This window comes from Parasphingorhabdus pacifica (assembly GCF_054779195.1).
In genome coordinates this window covers 230,999-248,169 of the sequence record NZ_BAAGYS010000010.1, presented here as the reverse complement: position 1 = coordinate 248,169, position 17,171 = coordinate 230,999, and the positions used below count along the sequence as shown (strand labels likewise).

17 protein-coding genes are annotated in these 17,171 nt (G+C 66.9%); 13 read left to right on the top strand and 4 right to left on the bottom strand.

Features of this window, described 5'->3' with window-relative positions:
* The first annotated feature begins 59 nt into the window (after positions 1–59).
* Together ACYVAN_RS16410 and ACYVAN_RS16405 are read left to right on the top strand one after the other, a co-directional pair.
* Entirely contained in the window at positions 60–1,202 is a 1,143-nt protein-coding gene (locus ACYVAN_RS16410) for a site-2 protease family protein (protein ID WP_460960497.1), read from the top strand.
* Between the two features lie 89 nt (positions 1,203–1,291).
* A complete protein-coding gene (locus tag ACYVAN_RS16405) occupies positions 1,292–2,122 on the top strand; it encodes a tRNA (adenine-N1)-methyltransferase (RefSeq protein WP_460960495.1) in 831 nt (276 codons plus the stop codon).
* Between the two features lie 90 nt (positions 2,123–2,212).
* Here the strand turns inward: ACYVAN_RS16405 and ACYVAN_RS16400 are convergent, their stop codons facing one another.
* Both ACYVAN_RS16400 and ACYVAN_RS16395 read right to left on the bottom strand, forming a co-directional pair.
* Positions 2,213–2,983 (bottom strand): Rv0361 family membrane protein, encoded by a 771-nt coding sequence (locus tag ACYVAN_RS16400; RefSeq protein WP_460960494.1) that lies wholly within the window; start codon positions 2,981–2,983, stop codon positions 2,213–2,215.
* A 46-nt stretch (positions 2,984–3,029) separates the two neighbouring features.
* Positions 3,030–3,779: an Rv0361 family membrane protein gene (locus tag ACYVAN_RS16395; RefSeq protein ID WP_460960492.1), complete on the bottom strand. Its 750-nt coding sequence runs from the start codon at positions 3,777–3,779 to the stop codon at positions 3,030–3,032.
* A 524-nt stretch (positions 3,780–4,303) separates the two neighbouring features.
* Here ACYVAN_RS16395 and arc point away from each other — a divergent pair.
* Together arc and ACYVAN_RS16385 are read left to right on the top strand one after the other, a co-directional pair.
* A complete protein-coding gene (arc, locus tag ACYVAN_RS16390; protein ID WP_460960490.1) occupies positions 4,304–6,097 on the top strand; it encodes a proteasome ATPase in 1,794 nt (597 codons plus the stop codon).
* Positions 6,098–6,200: 103 nt separating this feature from the next.
* Positions 6,201–7,151, top strand: a complete 951-nt coding sequence (locus tag ACYVAN_RS16385) for an aldo/keto reductase (protein WP_460960488.1) — start codon at positions 6,201–6,203, stop codon at positions 7,149–7,151.
* Positions 7,152–7,196: 45 nt separating this feature from the next.
* On the opposite strand, the gene ACYVAN_RS16380 is transcribed toward ACYVAN_RS16385, so the two are convergent.
* Positions 7,197–7,664, bottom strand: coding sequence for an NUDIX domain-containing protein (locus tag ACYVAN_RS16380; protein WP_460960690.1), 468 nt, complete (start codon positions 7,662–7,664; stop codon positions 7,197–7,199).
* A 195-nt stretch (positions 7,665–7,859) separates the two neighbouring features.
* Between ACYVAN_RS16380 and dop the strand changes: the two genes are divergently transcribed.
* The 4 genes from dop to prcA all read left to right on the top strand — a co-directional run bounded on the left by dop (position 7,860) and on the right by prcA (position 11,512).
* Complete coding sequence (gene dop / locus ACYVAN_RS16375; protein ID WP_460960486.1) at positions 7,860–9,359, top strand: depupylase/deamidase Dop; 1,500 nt, start codon at positions 7,860–7,862, stop codon at positions 9,357–9,359.
* A 133-nt stretch (positions 9,360–9,492) separates the two neighbouring features.
* Complete coding sequence (locus ACYVAN_RS16370; RefSeq protein WP_460960484.1) at positions 9,493–9,684, top strand: ubiquitin-like protein Pup; 192 nt, start codon at positions 9,493–9,495, stop codon at positions 9,682–9,684.
* A 165-nt stretch (positions 9,685–9,849) separates the two neighbouring features.
* A complete protein-coding gene (gene prcB, locus ACYVAN_RS16365; RefSeq protein ID WP_460960482.1) occupies positions 9,850–10,698 on the top strand; it encodes a proteasome subunit beta in 849 nt (282 codons plus the stop codon).
* A 64-nt stretch (positions 10,699–10,762) separates the two neighbouring features.
* On the top strand, positions 10,763–11,512 hold the full coding sequence (gene prcA / locus ACYVAN_RS16360; protein WP_460960688.1) for a proteasome subunit alpha: 750 nt from the start codon (positions 10,763–10,765) through the stop codon (positions 11,510–11,512).
* Between the two features lie 12 nt (positions 11,513–11,524).
* On the opposite strand, the gene ACYVAN_RS16355 is transcribed toward prcA, so the two are convergent.
* Complete coding sequence (locus ACYVAN_RS16355) at positions 11,525–12,982, bottom strand: phosphatase PAP2 family protein (protein ID WP_460960480.1); 1,458 nt, start codon at positions 12,980–12,982, stop codon at positions 11,525–11,527.
* Positions 12,983–13,082: 100 nt separating this feature from the next.
* Between ACYVAN_RS16355 and pafA the strand changes: the two genes are divergently transcribed.
* The 5 genes from pafA to tatA all read left to right on the top strand — a co-directional run bounded on the left by pafA (position 13,083) and on the right by tatA (position 17,168).
* Positions 13,083–14,441, top strand: coding sequence for a Pup--protein ligase (gene pafA, locus ACYVAN_RS16350; RefSeq protein WP_460960478.1), 1,359 nt, complete (start codon positions 13,083–13,085; stop codon positions 14,439–14,441).
* 208 nt (positions 14,442–14,649) lie between these two features.
* Positions 14,650–15,642 (top strand): helix-turn-helix transcriptional regulator, encoded by a 993-nt coding sequence (locus ACYVAN_RS16345; protein WP_460960476.1) that lies wholly within the window; start codon positions 14,650–14,652, stop codon positions 15,640–15,642.
* The gene (locus ACYVAN_RS16340) at positions 15,639–16,610 is read left to right on the top strand and encodes a helix-turn-helix transcriptional regulator (RefSeq protein ID WP_460960474.1); all 972 of its coding nucleotides are present in this window, start codon (positions 15,639–15,641) and stop codon (positions 16,608–16,610) included. The genes ACYVAN_RS16345 and ACYVAN_RS16340 overlap by 4 nt, the downstream gene beginning before the upstream one ends.
* Positions 16,611–16,628: 18 nt before the next feature.
* A complete protein-coding gene (locus tag ACYVAN_RS16335; protein WP_460960472.1) occupies positions 16,629–16,826 on the top strand; it encodes a bacteriophage holin in 198 nt (65 codons plus the stop codon).
* 63 nt (positions 16,827–16,889) lie between these two features.
* The gene (gene tatA, locus ACYVAN_RS16330) at positions 16,890–17,168 is read left to right on the top strand and encodes a Sec-independent protein translocase subunit TatA (RefSeq protein ID WP_460960470.1); all 279 of its coding nucleotides are present in this window, start codon (positions 16,890–16,892) and stop codon (positions 17,166–17,168) included.
* Positions 17,169–17,171: the final 3 nt, after the last annotated feature.

Genomic DNA, 17,171 nt, shown 5'->3' with positions numbered 1-17,171 from the left:
GTTCCCGTCCGGTGGTCGATTACCACGCTCACACGGCCGACGCTCTACGCTTTCGGGCCATGGCCACCACTTCGCCGTCGGGTAGCTCGAAGCTGCATGAAGGAGGGCTGCTGCTCTTCCGGATAGCCGGCGTCCCCGTGATGTTGTCACCGTCGTGGTGGCTGGGTGCCGCGTTGATCGTCCTGCTCTACACCCCGCTGGTAGGGCGACTCCTGCCCGGCGCCGACGTGTGGACCAGCGCGCTGATCGCCGCGGTGTTCACGGTGCTGCTGGCCGCGTCGGTGCTCCTGCACGAACTCGGGCACTGCCTGGTCGCGCTGCGGCTGGGGCTGCCGGTGCGCCGGGTCCGCCTGTACCTGCTCGGAGGCATCTCCGAGATCTCGCGCACTCCGTCGAAGCCGTCGGAGGAGGGGCTGGTGGCGCTCGCGGGGCCGGTGGTCTCTCTCGTGCTCGCGGCCGCGACGGGGCTCGGATGGTTCGCCTTGACTCCGGGAGGAGCGATCTGGCTGCTGGTCGCGCAAACCTGCGTGGCCAACCTCGCGGTGGCGGTTTTCAACCTGCTTCCCGGGTTGCCGCTCGACGGCGGACGCATGCTCCGGTCGTTGATGTGGGCCGGGACCGGGCGGCGTCGGAGCGGGACCACCGCTGGTGTGGTCGGAGCGGGAGTCGTCGCTTTCGGCCTGGTCTGCTGGGCGGTCGTCGGGCTGCTGCGGGACACGCAGGACCAGTGGCTCCGGCTCGGTGTCTGCGTTCTGATGGCCTGGTTCGTCGTGGTGGGAGCCAGCGCCGAGCACGCCGCGGAACAGCGCAAGCGGTGGCCGGACGGGTTGGCGCTGAACCAGTTGGTGCGTCCCGTGCTGCAGCTGCCCGCGGAGAGCCCCGTCAGTGATGCCCTGATGGCCGCTGCCGGGCGGGGCGTCGTACTGGTCCGCGCCGACGGGATCGCGGTCGGCCTGCTGGATCAGACCGCCGCCGAGCGGCTGGTCACCCACACCCCGCAGGAGCCTGCGGAGCGAGCGGCCGAGCCCGTCACCCCCGAGACGGTCCTGCTCGAGAGCGAGCCCGCCGACGCCATCCTGGAGCGCGTGCAGTCGGTGCTGGCCTGGCAGTTCCTCGTGGTCGACGAGTGCGGCCGCCCCAGCGGGGTCCTGAGCCGGGAGGACCTGCGTACGGCACTGAACGCGCACGCCAGACGTGGATGAGTGCGCTCGCGGGCACGAGGTGCCCCTCTGCGACGATGGTCCGTCACGCCCGTTCGGGCACATGATCATGCGCAGGAGGTTCGAAGCACGTGAGCACCGTCAGCGGTGAGTTCCAGCCGGGCGACCGGGTCCAGTTGACCGATCCCAAGGGACGCCGCTACACCGTCGTCCTCAAGACCGGCGGCGAGTACCACACCCACCGCGGTGCCCTCCCGCACGATGACCTCATCGGAAGGCCCGAAGGGTCGGTGGTCACGTCGGCCGGAGGTACCTCGTTCCTGGCGGTCCGACCGCTGCTGTCCGACTATGTCCTGTCGATGCCGCGTGGTGCTCAGGTCATCTATCCGAAGGATGCCGCCCAGATCCTGATGTGGGGGGACATCCGTCCGGGTGCGCGAGTGCTCGAAGCCGGGGCAGGATCGGGGGCGTTGACGTGCTCGTTGCTCCGCGCGGTCGGCTCCGAGGGCGACGTCGTCTCGTACGAGATTCGCGAGGACCACGCCGAACACGCCGAACGCAACGTGGAGCGCTTTTTCGGCGAGATCCCGCCGAACTGGAAGATGCACGTCGGCGATATCAAGCAGTACGAAGGGGACCAGGTCGACCGGGTCGTCCTGGACATGCTCTCGCCGTGGGACGTGCTGGACACCGTGCACGCGAACCTGGTGCCGGGCGGGGTCCTGGTGGTGTACGTGGCCACCACCACTCAGCTCTCGAGAGTGACCGAAGCGCTCCGCGAGCAGCAGTCCTGGACGGAACCGCAGGCGTGGGAAACCCTCATCCGCCCGTGGCACGTGGTCGGTATGGCGGTGCGTCCGGAACACCGGATGGTGGCGCACACGGCGTTCCTGCTGGTGACGCGTCGACTCGCGGACGGGGTCACGCCACCGCGCCCGCAGCGCCGCCCCAGCAAGGGGTAGGAAGCCCCGCAGGATCCCGGGCGCCCCGGGAGAAGCGCGTGGCCCGCGCCGAGATGCACTCGGGGCGGGCCACGACTACCGCGCGGTCGGTCACATGCCGCCCATGCCACCCGTGCCGCAGAACTTCCACCCGTCCTCGTCGACGAGCTTGAGCTCCATGCTCGTCGGCATGTATTCCTCGATCGCCGACGGAACGTTCTCGTGCTTGATGCTCACCGAGGCAGTAGCCGTGTCGCCGTTCTCGGTGACTCCATTGAGCGTGTACGTGGAGGTCATGTCGCTCATGCTGTCGGGCATCTGGGCGTTCGGGTCCACTTGGCCTTCGAGGTCCTCGGCGGCGGTCTTCAGCTTTTCGCAGGAGAGGTCTTTGATGGCCGCGGTGTCCTTGTCGTTGAAGGCCGTGACCAGCTCCTCGGCCACTTCGTCGGACGAGCTGCCGCCACCGAGCATGCTCACGGCGAAGACGAACACCAGGACGAGCGCGAGGAAACCACCGACGCCACCCAGAATCCAGGGCAGCGGGGACTTCTTCTTCGGAGGTTGCCCGTAGCCCCCGTAGCCGGGCTGCTGGCCGTAGCCGGGCTGCTGGCCGTACGGTGCGTAGCCCTGCTGGCCGGGACCCTGCTGGGCGTAGGGCTGCTGCATGGGACCGCTCGGCGGGTACTGCCCCCCTGGCTGTTGTTGCTGCCCCCAGGCCTGTTGGCCGGGTTGCTGCCCGTAAGGCTGAGCCGGTTGCTGCCCGCTGCCCGGGTACTGCCCTCCGGGCTGTTGACCGTACGGCTGGCCGGGCTGTTGGCCGTACGGCTGGCCCGGCTGCTGGCCCCAGCCGCCCTGGCCGGGCTGCTGCGGTGGGTTCGTCACTGCCTGTTCCCCCTCGAACTCGTTCTTCGGTTCTTCTTCGCGACGTTCACTGGTCGAGGTCGCAGATCTTCCACGAACCGGCCTCGACCTCCAGGCCCATCATCTGGTCGACCTGACGGGTCACCCCGTCCATCTCGTAGCTGCCGAGCAGCTGAGCGCTGGCCTTTTCCCCGTCCTCGCTGACCCGACCGAGGCGCAGTTCGAACTCGCCGGGCTCGAGCATTTCCAGCTCGCCTTCGAGATCGTCGCGGTTGCTCTGGCACAGGTGCGCGCCGAGCCCGTCGAAGTCGTTCGCGTTGACCTTGTCCACCAGGTTCTGGGCGACCGTCCTGGCTTCGCCCGGGCCTCCGGAGAAGAAGTACACCCCGCCACCGATGCCACCGATGAGGACGAGCACGCCGATGATGCCGAGCACCCATGGCAGCCGTGACTTCTTCTCCCTCGGCGGCTCGACAGCCGCGAAACCACCGGGTTCCTGCACCCACGAGTTCTGCCCGAACTCGCCACCGCCCCAATCGGGCGGTGGGGGGAACTGAGCGGCTTCCGGGGCCTGCTGGCCGGGTTGCGGCGCGAACGGAGGTTGGCCGGGATGCGGTTGGCCCGGAGGTGGCGGCTGTCCCGGTTGGAACCGGCCGGGAGGTCCAGGGGGCTGCTGCTGCCCCCACCCGGTGTGCTGGTTGCCGTACCAGGCGGGCTGCTGCTGCGGCGCTCCGGCGGGGCCCTGCTCCGTGCCCGGGTTGCCCGCGGCTTGCTGGTCCCACCCGCCCGGATCGGGCTGTTGCGGCGGATAGGTCATGGCGTCCTTCCCCAGTGCGGTTCGGTGCGGGCGCGTCGTCGTGCCCGATCTGAGTTGCGGCGCCAGTAGACCAGAGTGATCTGCTCGATATGACCGGAGTCGGCATATTCGCGCTCGAATCACGGCGTGAGAGGAGTAACAACAGGCCGAAACTTGTTCCATATGATGGGAAAAGCGGCCGTGAGTGACGAGATCTCGTTGATGCCACCCGGTTGTTGGCTGCTACCACCCGGATGCTGGCGTGGGTAGTCGAGCTATCTCGCCAGGCGGAATTTAACCCTCGTACGCGGTCTGTTCACAAGCCGTCCAGGCGGTGTAGAACACCGAATGGACCATGATCGTCGACGGACGGTGGCCATTCGGCCGGTCCGCAACGCCCGGGACAAGTTGTCAAATGGCTTGGCACATGGGTATTTGCGGATTTTTATGGCAGTCTGGGCGACCCGGCGGGCACTCGCGCGACGCCGCCGTCGTCGGTGATCGCCGGTACCGTGGTGGTACGAGCACGGGAGGAGGATGCCGACATGCAGCACGACCGTCCCGGCAGCCGGCCTGAAGAGGGCGGCGAGCAGCACGTCGGCGGTGACGCCGACCTGAAGGGCCAGGTTCGTCTTCTCGAAGACGAAGTGGCTTCGCTGCGCCGAAAGCTCAACGAGTCCCCGCAACAGGTCCGGTTGCTGGAAAAGCGGCTGGCCGAGGCATCCGAGCGAGTGAGCCAACTCACCGAACGGAACGCCAAACTCACCGAAACCCTGAAAGAAGCGCGCAGTCAGCTGACGGCGCTACGCGAAGAGGTCGACCGACTTGCCCAGCCACCGAGCGGTTACGGGGTTTTCCTGAACCGGTTCGAAGACGGCACGGTCGACGTGTTCACCTCCGGCCGGAAGATGCGGGTCGCGGCCTCTCCCAACGTGGAGGTCGGCGAGCTGCGGTTGGGACAATCCGTCCGGCTCAACGAGGCCCTGACCGTGGTCGAGGGCGGTGAATTCGAGCAAACCGGTGAGGTCTGCACCTTCCGCGAGTTGCTACCCGTGGCGCAGGCGACTCAGACGGCGCGGGCGCTCGTCGTCGGGCACACCGACGAGGAACGCGTGGTCTGGTTGACCGACCACCTGGTCGATACGGAGCTGAAGTCCGGCGACTCACTGCTGGTCGACAGCAAGGCCGGTTATGCCTACGACGTCGTACCGAAGGCGGAGGTCGAGGACCTCGTGCTCGAGGAGGTTCCCGACGTCGGCTACCTGGACATCGGTGGTCTGGGAAACCAGATCGAGCAGATCCGCGACGCCGTCGAACTGCCGTTCCTGCACGCCGATCTCTACAACCAGTACCAGCTGAGGCCACCGAAGGGCGTGCTGCTGTACGGCCCGCCCGGTTGCGGGAAGACGCTCATCGCCAAGGCGGTGGCGAACTCGCTGGCCAAGAAGGTCGCGTCCTCGCGCGGCGATGATGATGGTCAGGCGAAGTCCTATTTCCTGAACATCAAGGGCCCGGAACTACTGAACAAGTTCGTGGGTGAGACCGAACGCCACATCAGGATGATCTTCCAGCGGGCTCGGGAGAAGGCATCCGAGGGCACGCCGGTGATCGTGTTCTTCGACGAGATGGACTCGATCTTCCGCACCCGTGGCAGCGGTGTCTCCTCCGACGTGGAGACCACGATCGTGCCCCAGCTGCTCAGCGAGATCGACGGTGTCGAGGGGTTGGAGAACGTCATCGTGATCGGCGCCTCCAACCGTGAGGACATGATCGACCCCGCGATCCTCCGGCCGGGCAGGCTCGATGTGAAGATCAAGATCGAGCGGCCGGACGCCGAGTCGGCCAAGGACATCTTCTCGAAGTACCTGACCAAGGAGCTGCCCGTCCACGAGGACGACCTCCGGGAGTTCGGTGGCGACGAGGAGTCCTGCGTGGACGCGATGATCCAGACAACGGTCGAGCGGATGTACGCAGAGACCGACGAGAACAGGTTCCTGGAGGTCACCTATGCCAACGGGGACAAGGAAGTTCTGTACTTCAAGGACTTCAACTCCGGTGCGATGATCCAGAACATCGTGGACCGGTCCAAGAAGGCGGCGATCAAGTCCGTGTTGGAGACCGGTCAGCCCGGTCTGCGCGTGCAACACCTGCAGGACGCCATCGTCGACGAGTTCGCAGAGAACGAGGACCTGCCCAACACGACCAATCCGGACGACTGGGCTCGGATCTCCGGCAAGAAGGGGGAGCGGATCGTCTACATCCGCACCCTCGTCAGCGGCAAGAACCAGGAATCCGGCAGGGCAATCGATACGGCGACCAACACCGGCCAGTACCTCTGAGGTACCTATCCGGCACCCGGGGCCGTCATCCGTACTCCGTACAGGTGGCGGCCCCGAGGTGTGCCGAGTGTCGGTGCTGCGCGAGACCGTTTACGTTCGAGGCATGATCCCTACGCACCAGCGGATCCGGCGGCTCGCATTGGGATTGGCGGCCCTCGGACGCCCGGCCTACATCAACATCGGACGCACGGACGCGCTGCCCGAGCAACGCACGGCCGAGCAGATGCGGGAACGGACTCGTTCCGTGCTCGACGCGGCCTACGCGGAAGGCATTCGCTGGGTGGACACGGCCAGGTCTTACGGCAGTGCGGAGGAGTTTCTCGCCCAGTGGCTGGGCGAGCGGGGACACGAGGACGTCACGGTCTCCAGCAAGTGGGGTTACGCCTACGTCGCCGAGTGGCGAATCGAAACCGAGGTGCACGAGGTCAAGGAGCATTCCGTCGAGCGCCTGCACACCCAGTGGGATGAGACCCGGCGGCTGTTGGACGATCGCGTGAGCCTCTACCAGGTGCATTCGTTGACGCTCGACAGTCCGCTTTTCGACGACCTCGCCCTGCAGTGCGCTCTCGCGCGATTGCGGGATTCTGGCGTGCGGATCGGGTTCTCCACGAGCGGGGCTGCCCAGGCGGAGACGGTCGAGCGTGCCTGGGAACTCGAAGTCGGTGGGCGCCAGCTGTTCAGCGCCGTGCAGTCGACGTGGAACTCGCTCGAACCGTCGGTGGACCGAGTGCTGACCGAAGTGCACCACGGCGGCTGGTTGGTCATGGTCAAGGAGTCCCTGGCCAACGGCAGGCTGGCGGTTCGGCCACCGGAACCGCTCGACGCCGTCGCCGAGCGGCACGGCGTCGGTGCGGATGCCATCGCGCTCGCGCACGTGCTCAGTCGCCCCTGGGCGGATCTGGCGCTGCTGGGACCGGCGAGCGTGGCGCAGCTGAAATCGAACCTGGCAGCCTGTTCGGTGGAGCTGACCGAACAGGACCTGGCCGATCTCGCGACGCTGACCCAGGATCCGGCGACGTACTGGGGTGAACGCGCGAGCCTGCCCTGGCACTGAGCGGCAGCTGAGTTCGCGCCGGCCCCGGTTGGCCGCTCCGGCAGGTCAGCCGGGGCCGGCGTCTCCGAAGGCGGGTGGTGCGTATAGCCGGAACCACTCTGCGATGAACTGGCGGCCGTCGGGTACGAACGACCACCCGGGATCCCGCAATCGTTCGGCGAGTTCGCTCAGCGGCATCCAACCGCCGGAGGCGATCTCTTCGGGTTGGTGGACCACGGGTCCGTCCCAGAGCGCCTCGTAGACGAAGCCGTGGAATCGCACCGTATCCCGGTCGTAGACGGATCGGAACAGGTAGCGCAGCGGTGCTCCGCGGACTCCCAGCTCTTCGGCGAGTTCGCGCCTGGCGGCCGCTACCGGACGTTCGCCGGCTCCGACGACCCCGCCAGCGAAGCAGTCGTGCATCCCCGGGTTCACGTCTTTGGTCAGGGTGCGGAGATGCACGTAGACCATCACACGATCGGGTGTAAGTAGGAGAACCGCGGAAGCTGCGTGCCAGCGGCCTTCCCGACGCATCCGTTCCCGTGAAGCGGAACCGACCACATGCCCGGACGAGTCGTATAGGGCCACAACCTCGTCCAATTGACTCACCCTTCCGATGGTCGCACTAACTCGGCGGACGCATACCGACAGCTCGCCGCAGGCAGCAGGTTGATCACAACCGCCCGGCGAAAGCACCGCCGAACCGCCGACAACCCGTAAGCTGCGGGTATGCGGCGGATCATGGGAACCGAGGTGGAGTACGGCATCGTCGTGCCGGGCGATTCGACGGCCAATCCGGTACTGACCTCCACGCACATCGTGCTCGCCTACGCGGCGGCGGCCGACATTCCACGGGCCCGGCGGGCCCGGTGGGACTACGAAGTCGAATCGCCGTTGAAGGACGCACGCGGCTTCGACCTGAGCACATCCTCGAACCAGAGCAATGGTTCCGAAAACGACGACCTGGGCGCTGCCAACGTCATCCTGACGAACGGAGCGCGGCTGTACGTCGACCACGCGCACCCGGAGTACTCGGCACCCGAGGTGACGAATCCACGTGACGCCGTGGTCTGGGACAAGGCCGGTGAGCGGGTCATGGAAGAGGCTGCCGTGCGGGCGACGAGCGTGCCGGGGACCGCGCCCATGCAGCTCTACAAGAACAACGTCGACGGCAAGGGTGCCAGCTACGGGACCCACGAGAACTATCTGATGGCGCGCAACACCCCGTTCACCGCGGTGATCTCCGGGCTGACGCCGTTCTTCGCCTCTCGTCAGGTCATGTGCGGATCGGGTCGGGTCGGGATCGGCCAGGCGGGGGAGAAGCCGGGTTTTCAGCTCTCCCAGCGCGCGGACTACGTCGAGGTCGAAGTGGGCCTGGAGACCACGCTCAAGCGCGGGATCATCAATACGCGGGACGAACCGCATGCCGACGCGGACAAGTACCGCAGACTGCATGTCATCATCGGCGACGCCAACCTCGCCGAAACCGCTACGTACCTGAAATTGGGGACCACCGCACTGGTGCTGGACATGATCGAGGCGGGGGAGCGGTTCGACGACCTCAAACTGGCCGACCCGGTCCAGGCGGTGCACGCGATCAGTCATGATCCGACGCTGCGCACAACCGTGGAACTCGCGGGCGGCAAGCGCTTCACCGGGGTCGATCTGCAGCGCGCATACCACGAGCGGGCTGAACGGCACGTCGAGGAAACGGGCGGAGACCCCACCTCCAGGGAGGTTCTGGAGGAGTGGAACGAGGTTCTCGACATGCTCGACTCGGACCCGATGAGCTGTGCGGACCGGTTGGACTGGCCCGCCAAGCTCCAACTCCTGGAGAGCTACCGCTCGCGCGACAACCTCGGCTGGGCCTCCCCGCGCCTGCACATGATCGACCTGCAGTACTCCGATGTGCGGCTCGGAAAGGGCCTGTACAACCGCTTGGTGGCCAGAGGATCGATGCGACGGATCGTCGACGAGGAGGAGGTCCGCAGAGCGGTGCTCGAACCGCCGGAGGACACCCGGGCGTACTTCCGCGGCCGCTGCCTGGAGCAGTACCCGGCCGCCGTGGCCGCGGCGTCCTGGGACTCGGTGATCTTCGACCTCGGGCGGGAGTCGTTGGTGCGGATACCGACCCTCGAACCGCTGCGCGGGACGCGAGCCCACGTGGGTGAACTCCTGGATGTGGCGAACAGCGCCGAGGAGCTGGTCGATTCGCTCACGAAGAGTTGACCCTGCGTGGTCGTGGAGATCGAAACCACGCTCGCTTGGATGTGGGCGGACAAGGGGTCCACTAGGTAGTGTTCACAGTAGGATGCACGGCATTCGCGAAGTCGGCGTCCGTGGGTAACCACCGGGAGGCGAGATGTCCCAGGAAAAGGTCAAGCGGCATGGCGGCGACGACGGTGACGACGAGTCGGGTCCCGAAGCCGCAGGTCAAGAGCAGCGCGAAAAGGTCGGCGAAGACGTCGACGCCATCCTGGACGAGATCGACGACGTCTTGGAAGAGAACGCCGAGGACTTCGTCCGCGCCTACGTGCAAAAAGGCGGACAGTAAGCACCCGTAGGAAGTCACGCTGCGTGATGACGAACGTGCCGGGCCGGTGGCCTCACCGGCCCGGCGACGGCTGGCCGCACGCAGCCTGGCTAAAGTGCTTTTCGATCTTTAGAGTCGCAGGCCAGTCGTGGCACCAGCCGATTCGAGCAGGAGACGATGTCGCTGATGGATTCCAGCTCGACCCGCCCTTTTCCGGGTCAGGCCCTGCCCCCCGCTTACCTCACCCCTGGATCTTCGTCCTTCACCGATTTTCTCCGCCTCACGGCACCCGAACTGATGCCGGAGAACCGCGGCGCGCCTGACGGGGTCGTCGAGGCCCCGCACGGTACGACGATCGTCGCACTGACCTTCCGAGGCGGAGTCCTCCTGGCCGGTGACCGTCGGGCCACCATGGGCAACCTCATCGCCCAGCGGGACATGGAGAAGCTCTACGTCACCGACGACTACTCGGCCGTCGGTATCGCAGGCACGGCGGGAATCGCGCTCGAAATGGTGCGGTTGTACGCGATCGAGCTCGAGCACTACGAGAAGCTCGAGGGCGTATCGCTGTCCCTGGACGGCAAGGCGAACAAGCTCGCCACCATGCTGCGCGGCAATCTGCAGGCAGCGATGGCCGGGTTGGCGGTGTTGCCGCTGTTCGCCGGCTACGACGTCGAAGCCGAAGATCCGGACCAGGCTGGCCGAATCGTGACGTACGACGTCACGGGAGGCCGCTACAACGAGGCAGGCGGTTACCAATCCGTCGGCTCGGGATCGCTGTTCGCCAAGTCGGCGCTGAAGAAGCGGCACGATCCGAACGGTGATGTCGACTCGGCCACCCGGACGGCCATGGAAGCGCTCTACGACGCCGCCGACGATGACACCGCGACCGGTGGCCCCGACCTGTCCCGCCGGATCTACCCGTCGATCATCACGATCACCGGGCCCGAGGGGGCTGTTCGAATGTCCGAGGAACAGGCCTCCACCATCGCGGCCGAAGTCGTCAACAGCCGCATGGAGAACCCGGGCGGCTGACAGGCACTCTGCCGGACCCCATATCGCGCCGAACGATTCGATCCAGGAGTGCACAGCTGTGACGATGCCGTTCTACACCAATCCCGAACAGTTGATGCGGGAGCGCTCCGAGCTTGCTCGCAAGGGCATCGCCCGGGGACGCAGCGTGGTGGTGTTGAAGTACGCCGGTGGCGTGCTGTTCGTGGCCGAGAACCCCTCGACGACCCTGCACAAGGTTTCTGAGATCTACGACCGGATCGGTTTCGCGGCCGTCGGTCGTTACAGCGAATTCGAGAACCTGCGGATGGCAGGCATCCGGATGGCCGACGTCAAGGGATATTCCTACGACCGACGGGATGTCACCGGACGTGCTCTGGCCAACGCCTACGCCCAGACCCTGGGTGCGATCTTCACCGAACAGGTGAAACCGTTCGAGGTGGAGATCTGCGTGGCGGAAGTCGGGGCCTCCGCCGAGGCCGACCAGCTGTACCGCCTGACTTACGACGGTTCCATCGTGGACGAGCCGCAGTACGTCGTGATGGGCGGGCAGGCCGAAACCATCACGACTTCGATGAAGGACTCGTTCAACGACGGCATGGAGCTCGAGGCCGCGATGGGGGTGGCGGTCCGCGCACTGACTTCGGGCGGGGACAGCTCCCGAGACCTCGGGAGCAAACAACTCGAGGTCGCGGTGCTGGACCGCTCACGGCCACACCGCACGTTCCGCCGGGTGAGCGGCTCCGCGCTGGAAGCGCTGCTCCCGGCTGCCGAGTCCCAGCAGGAGGAATCGGGAGCCGAGTCGGACAGCAGTAGTGACGGCGAGAAGGACGGCTGACGGTTCGACCGCTCAGTCCGATCGGGTTCCGGGCCGGTACACGGCCAGGGCATCGCGGTGCGCGGCGAAGCGGAACCGGTTTCCTACCGGGCCGATCTCGCCGTCGGTGGCAAGGGATACCGGTGCACCGCGCACCGCGATGTCGAGTTCCCGGCAGTCGCGTTCGACGTAGGTCCGGCTTCGGTGCAGTGCACCGGTCAGCGCGGCCAGCAGGAACCGAAGCCGAGAGCAGCGGGTGTCGGCGCGCACGTAGCGCACGTCCAGTAGCCCGTTGTCCAGCCGGACCCGCCAACCGGGGGCGAAGCCACGCGGCCGGTAGGCACCGTTGCCCACGAACAGCACCCACACCCGCATCCATCTGCCGTTGATCTCCAGGTCCAGCGGGGTGGACTCGTAGAGCATGCGCGCCAATGCGGCCGCGCCGGCCGGCCAGCGTCCCCAGCGGGGCGCCCACCGCTCGCGGAGCCGGACCATGTCGGGATAGCCGCCGAGGCTCGCGGTGTTGATGAACCAGCGCACCGGCCGGTCGTCGACCGTGACCGTGCTCAGGTCCAGCGAGACGGCCTCGCCCCGGTTGACGGCACCGAAGACCGCATCCGGTTCCTCGACGGCCACGTCCCGGGCGAAGTGGTTCAGAGTTCCGACCGAGAGCACGGCCAGCGGTAGGTCGTGTCGTGCGGCGACGGACGCGACGGTGGCCACGGTGCCGTCCCCACCAGCCACGCCGAGAGCCCGCGTCGCGCCCTGTCCGGAGTCGAGCAGGCCCTCCAGGGCCTCGGTCAGGTCCATCTCGGGGTGGACGCGCAGGCTTTCGGCCCGGGGCCAGCTCGCGGCCACGCGCTCTTCCGTGGCTTCGGAGCTGTCTCCGGAACCGGGATTGATCACGACAAGCATGCCCTGGCCGTTGTGCACGGCCGGTGCTTTCACGGGATGGCTGAGCTGAGCGGGTTCATCCGGTCGGCGCGGCCACCAACGGGTGGTCGTTATCGCCGCAGCGGCGCCGAGGACGGAGCCGCACACCACGTCGGTGGGCCAGTGCACGCCGGTGTGTACCCGCGAGTAGGCGACTCCGGCTGCCAGTGGCGCGATCGCGGCTCCGGCGAGCGGTGATTCCACGGCCACCGCGGTCGCGAAGGCCGTGGCGGATGCCGCATGTCCGGAGGGAAAGGACGGGGAAGTCGGCGGATCCGAGAGCCGCCGATGTGACGCAACGAGGTGGGCAGCCGGCCGTCGACGCGGAAAAAGGGGCTTGCCCAGCAGGTTTGTCACCGCGCTCGCTCCGGCGATCGCCGCGAGCCCTCGGAACGCCGCGCGACGTGGGACACCCTTCCAGCTGGCGAGTCCAAGGGCTGTGACCAGCCATAATGCACTTCGGTTGGCTGAATTGCTCAGGTGTTTCAGGCCCGGATCGGCAGAGCTCCGCGGAAGGCGAGCACTACGCTGAACGAGGTCGCGATCGACTCGATCCACCCGGTTGAGAACTCTCCGAAACCATTCCGGCACCTGACAAACGCTACCGGCGCCCGAACGGCGGCCCGCCGAGGGACGCCATGGCGCCTACTGTGGAGGCATGCAGCGGAGGATCTTCGGTCTTGAAACCGAGTTTGGGGTCACCTGCACCTTTCACGGGCAGCGCCGACTCTCGCCGGACGAGGTGGCCAGGTATCTGTTCCGCCGGGTCGTGTCGTGGGGCCGTTCGTCGAACGTGTTCCTGCGCAACGGGTCCCGGCTGTACCTCGATGTGGGTTCGCACCCGGAGTACGCAACTGCCGAGTGCGATGACCTCACGCAGCTGGTCACCCATGACAAAGCTGGTGAGCGGATTCTGGAGGACCTGCTCGCCGACGCCGAGCGCCGTCTCAGCGACGAGGGCATCGGTGGAGACATCTTCCTGTTCAAGAACAACACCGATTCCGCGGGCAACTCCTACGGATGTCACGAAAACTACCTTGTCGGTCGATCGGGTGAGTTCTCCCGAATTTCCGATGTGTTGTTGCCCTTTCTCGTCACCCGCCAGCTCATCAGCGGCGCGGGCAAGGTCCTGCAAACCCCGCGTGGTGCGGTCTACTGCCTCTCCCAGCGAGCCGAGCACATCTGGGAAGGCGTCTCAAGCGCGACCACGCGGTCCCGGCCGATCATCAATACGCGGGACGAACCGCACGCCGACGCCGAGCGTTACCGCCGGCTGCACGTCATCGTGGGCGACTCCAACATGTCCGAGGTGACCACGCTGTTGAAGGTCGGCGCGGCCAACCTCGTGCTGGAAATGATCGAGCAGGGAGTTCAGTTCCGGGACTTCACCCTGGACAATCCGATCCGGGCGATCCGCGAGATCAGCCACGACCTCACGGGCCGGCGGACCGTGCGGCTGGCGGGCGGCCGGGAGGCTTCGGCCCTCGACATCCAGCGCGAGTACCTCAGCCGCGCGCACGACCACGTCGCCAAGCGCGGCTCGGACCCGATGACCGACCGCATCCTGGACCTGTGGACGAGAGCGGTCAAAGCCGTCGAGCAACAGGACTACTCGCTGGTGGACCGGGAGGTCGACTGGGCGATCAAGCACCGGTTGCTGCAGCGCTACCAGGACAAGCACGGGTTGGAACTCTCCAGTCCGCGCATCGCGCAGCTCGACCTCGCCTACCACGATATCCGGCGTGGACGAGGCCTGTTCGACATGCTGCAACGCAAGGACCTGGTGGACCGGGCGACCGAGGACGGGGAGATCGAAGCGGCCAAGGACACCCCGCCGCAGAGCACCCGGGCCAAGCTCCGTGGGGACTTCATCGCGGCGGCCCAGGCAGCCGGTCGGGACTTCACTGTCGACTGGGTGCACCTCAAGCTCAACGACCAGGCCCAGCGCACGGTCCTGTGCAAGGACCCGTTCCGCGCCGTGGACGAGAGGGTGGAACGTCTGATCGGTTCGCTGTAGGAAGTCACCAGTATCCGCGCCACCCGGAAGATCCGAACGGGAACGATCGCCCGGCGCGGTTCGAGAGAGCGGAGCGATCGCGGTTTCGAACGAAGCACGTCGGTCCGCGGTGGTGAAGGACGGCGAATCCGGGCGAGCCTCGGCGCCCGGTAGCCCGTCCGAACGCACCCGTCCACACGAGAAGCGCAGCTGGAGCTAGAGTTCCCGAGTGGCCACTGCGCGTGCTGAACGCTTGGTGAACCTGGTGTTGTGTCTGCTGTCCACGCGCCAGTTCCTCACGGCGGAGCGGATCCGGGGCATCGTTCCCGGCTACTCGGAGGCTCCCAGCGACGAAGCGTTCTTCCGGACTTTCGAACGGGACAAGGCCGAACTGCGGGATCTGGGCGTGCCGCTTGAGACGGGCCGGAACTCGGCGTTCGACCTCGCGGACGGCTACCGCATCGCGCGCCAGGACTACGAGCTCGGCGACATCGGTCTGGAACCGGACGAGGCCGCCGCGGTGGCCCTGGCAGTCCGGTTGTGGGACTCGCCCGAGCTCTCCGGAGCCGCGCGCGGCGCACTTCTCAAGCTCCGCGCGGCCGGTGTCGAGGTGGACGAGCACGCAGCGGGGGTGATCGAACCCAGGGTTCGGACCAGCGAACCCGCCTTTTCCACGTTGCTCTCAGCGGTGCAGTCGGGTCGGGTCGTCCGGTTCGACTATCGACGGCCGGGGAAGCCGCAGTCTCAGCACCGCACGGTCGAACCGTGGGGAGTGGTTTCCTGGCGAGGACACTGGTACCTCGTCGGCCACGACCGGGACCGGCAGGCGCGCCGCTGCTTCCGGTTGTCCCGGGTGGTCGGAAGCCCGGTGGCGAGCGGTCCGGCGGGCAGGGTTCGGCGCCCACCGGAAGTGGACCTGCTGCGAATCGTGGCCGGGGACGAGAGCGAACAGCCACCGGTGACCACCGCCCGGTTGTGGGTCGAGCGGGACCGGGCACAGGGACTGCGTCGCCAGGGGAAGGTGATCGGTACCCGGGAGTTGGCCGGTCTGCCCGGTGACGTGCTCGAACTGGAGCTCCTGTACCCGGAGGCGGCGGGAAGCTGGATTGCAGGCTACGGCCCCGATGCGGTGGTTCTGGAACCCGAAACGTTGCGCAAGGCCGTGCACGAAACGCATCTCGGCGCCGCGTCGCCGGGCGTGGAGGAGGGGGACGGACGATGACGAGCGCGACGGAGCGCCTGCCGAGGCTGCTCGCGTTGGTTCCGTATCTCCTGAGCAGGCCGGGGGTACCCGTCGCGGACGTCGCTGCGGACTTCGGGGTCGGAGAGCAGCAACTCAGGCGCGATCTCGAACTGCTGTGGATGTGCGGCCTGCCCGGTTACGGGCCGGGCGATCTCATCGATCTGTCGTTCGGCGGCGACACCGTCACCGTCACCTACGACGCGGGAATGCGGCGCCCGCTGCGGTTGACCGCTTCGGAGGCGACGGCGCTGCTGGTGGCGCTGCGCGCACTCGCCGACAGCCCAGGAATCGCGGACAGCGCGGCGGTGCGCAGCGCCATCGCGAAGGTGGAGGCGGCCGTCGGCCAGGCACGGGAGACCGGAGTCGTCGTCGGACTGGACGGTCGTGAGGGGCCGGTGGGCGCCGGCGTTCGGGAAGCTGTACGGGAGGCGACCACGAAACGCCGGGTGCTGCACATGCGCTACTACACGGCTTCCCGGGACGAGATCAGCGAGCGAACAGTGGACCCGATGCGGATGGCGGTCATCGACGGGCGGACCTACCTGGAGGCGTGGTGTCGCTCGGCGGAGGGGGTTCGGTTGTTCCGGTTGGACCGGATAGACGACATCGAAGTACTGGCCGAGTCGGCGGAACCTCCGTCGGATGCGGAACCGACCGACTTCTCGTCCGGCGTGTTCCGCCCGATGCCGGACCAGCCGAGTGCGTTGCTCGTCCTCGACCCGGACGCGCGATGGGTGGCCGAGTACTACCCGGTGGACGAAATCGCGGAACTCCCGGACGGGCGTGCTCGGGTTCGAATGCGGTACTCCGACCGGTCGTGGATGGTCCGGCTCGTTCTGGGATTGGGCGGCCGGGCGAGGGTGGAGAGCCCGTCGGAGTTGGCGAGCGAGGTGCGTTCCCGCGCCGAGGACGCGTTGACACGGGCACGTCACCAACCGTCCATCTGAACGCGCTACGGTGAATCCGTGCCGTACGTATCGAGTCTGGTGCTGCTGGGGATCGGCCTGCTGCTGCTCGTCCTGTTGCTGATCAAGACGTTGCGGACGTTGAACCTCTTCCGCACGGTGCAGAAGAGGGCCGTCGTCGACTTCAACGATCGCAGCGGGATGCTCAAGGCTCGCATGGCCGGCATCCGGGTGGCCGTCGACGAGTGGCGCCGCTGAGCTATCGACGAGCGTTCTCGACGGCGTATCATCACGCCAGTCGGGACGACTGGAGGAATTGCCGTGCCTTTCAACATGGGAGCCACCGAGCTTCTGATCATCGCGGGTATCGTTATCTTGCTGTTCGGGGCGACCAAGTTGCCGCAGATGGCGCGGTCGCTCGGCCAGTCCGCACGCGTGTTCAAGGCGGAAGCGCGTGGAATGAAGGAAGACGAGGCAGCTGCCAAGCGTGCGGACGAGGACAAGAGCAACGGGGAGCAGCAGCAGCTGACTTCTCCGGATGCCTCCACTCCTACGTCTTCGCCGGTGGAAGAATCGAAGCGCGACGACGCCAAGAACTGAACG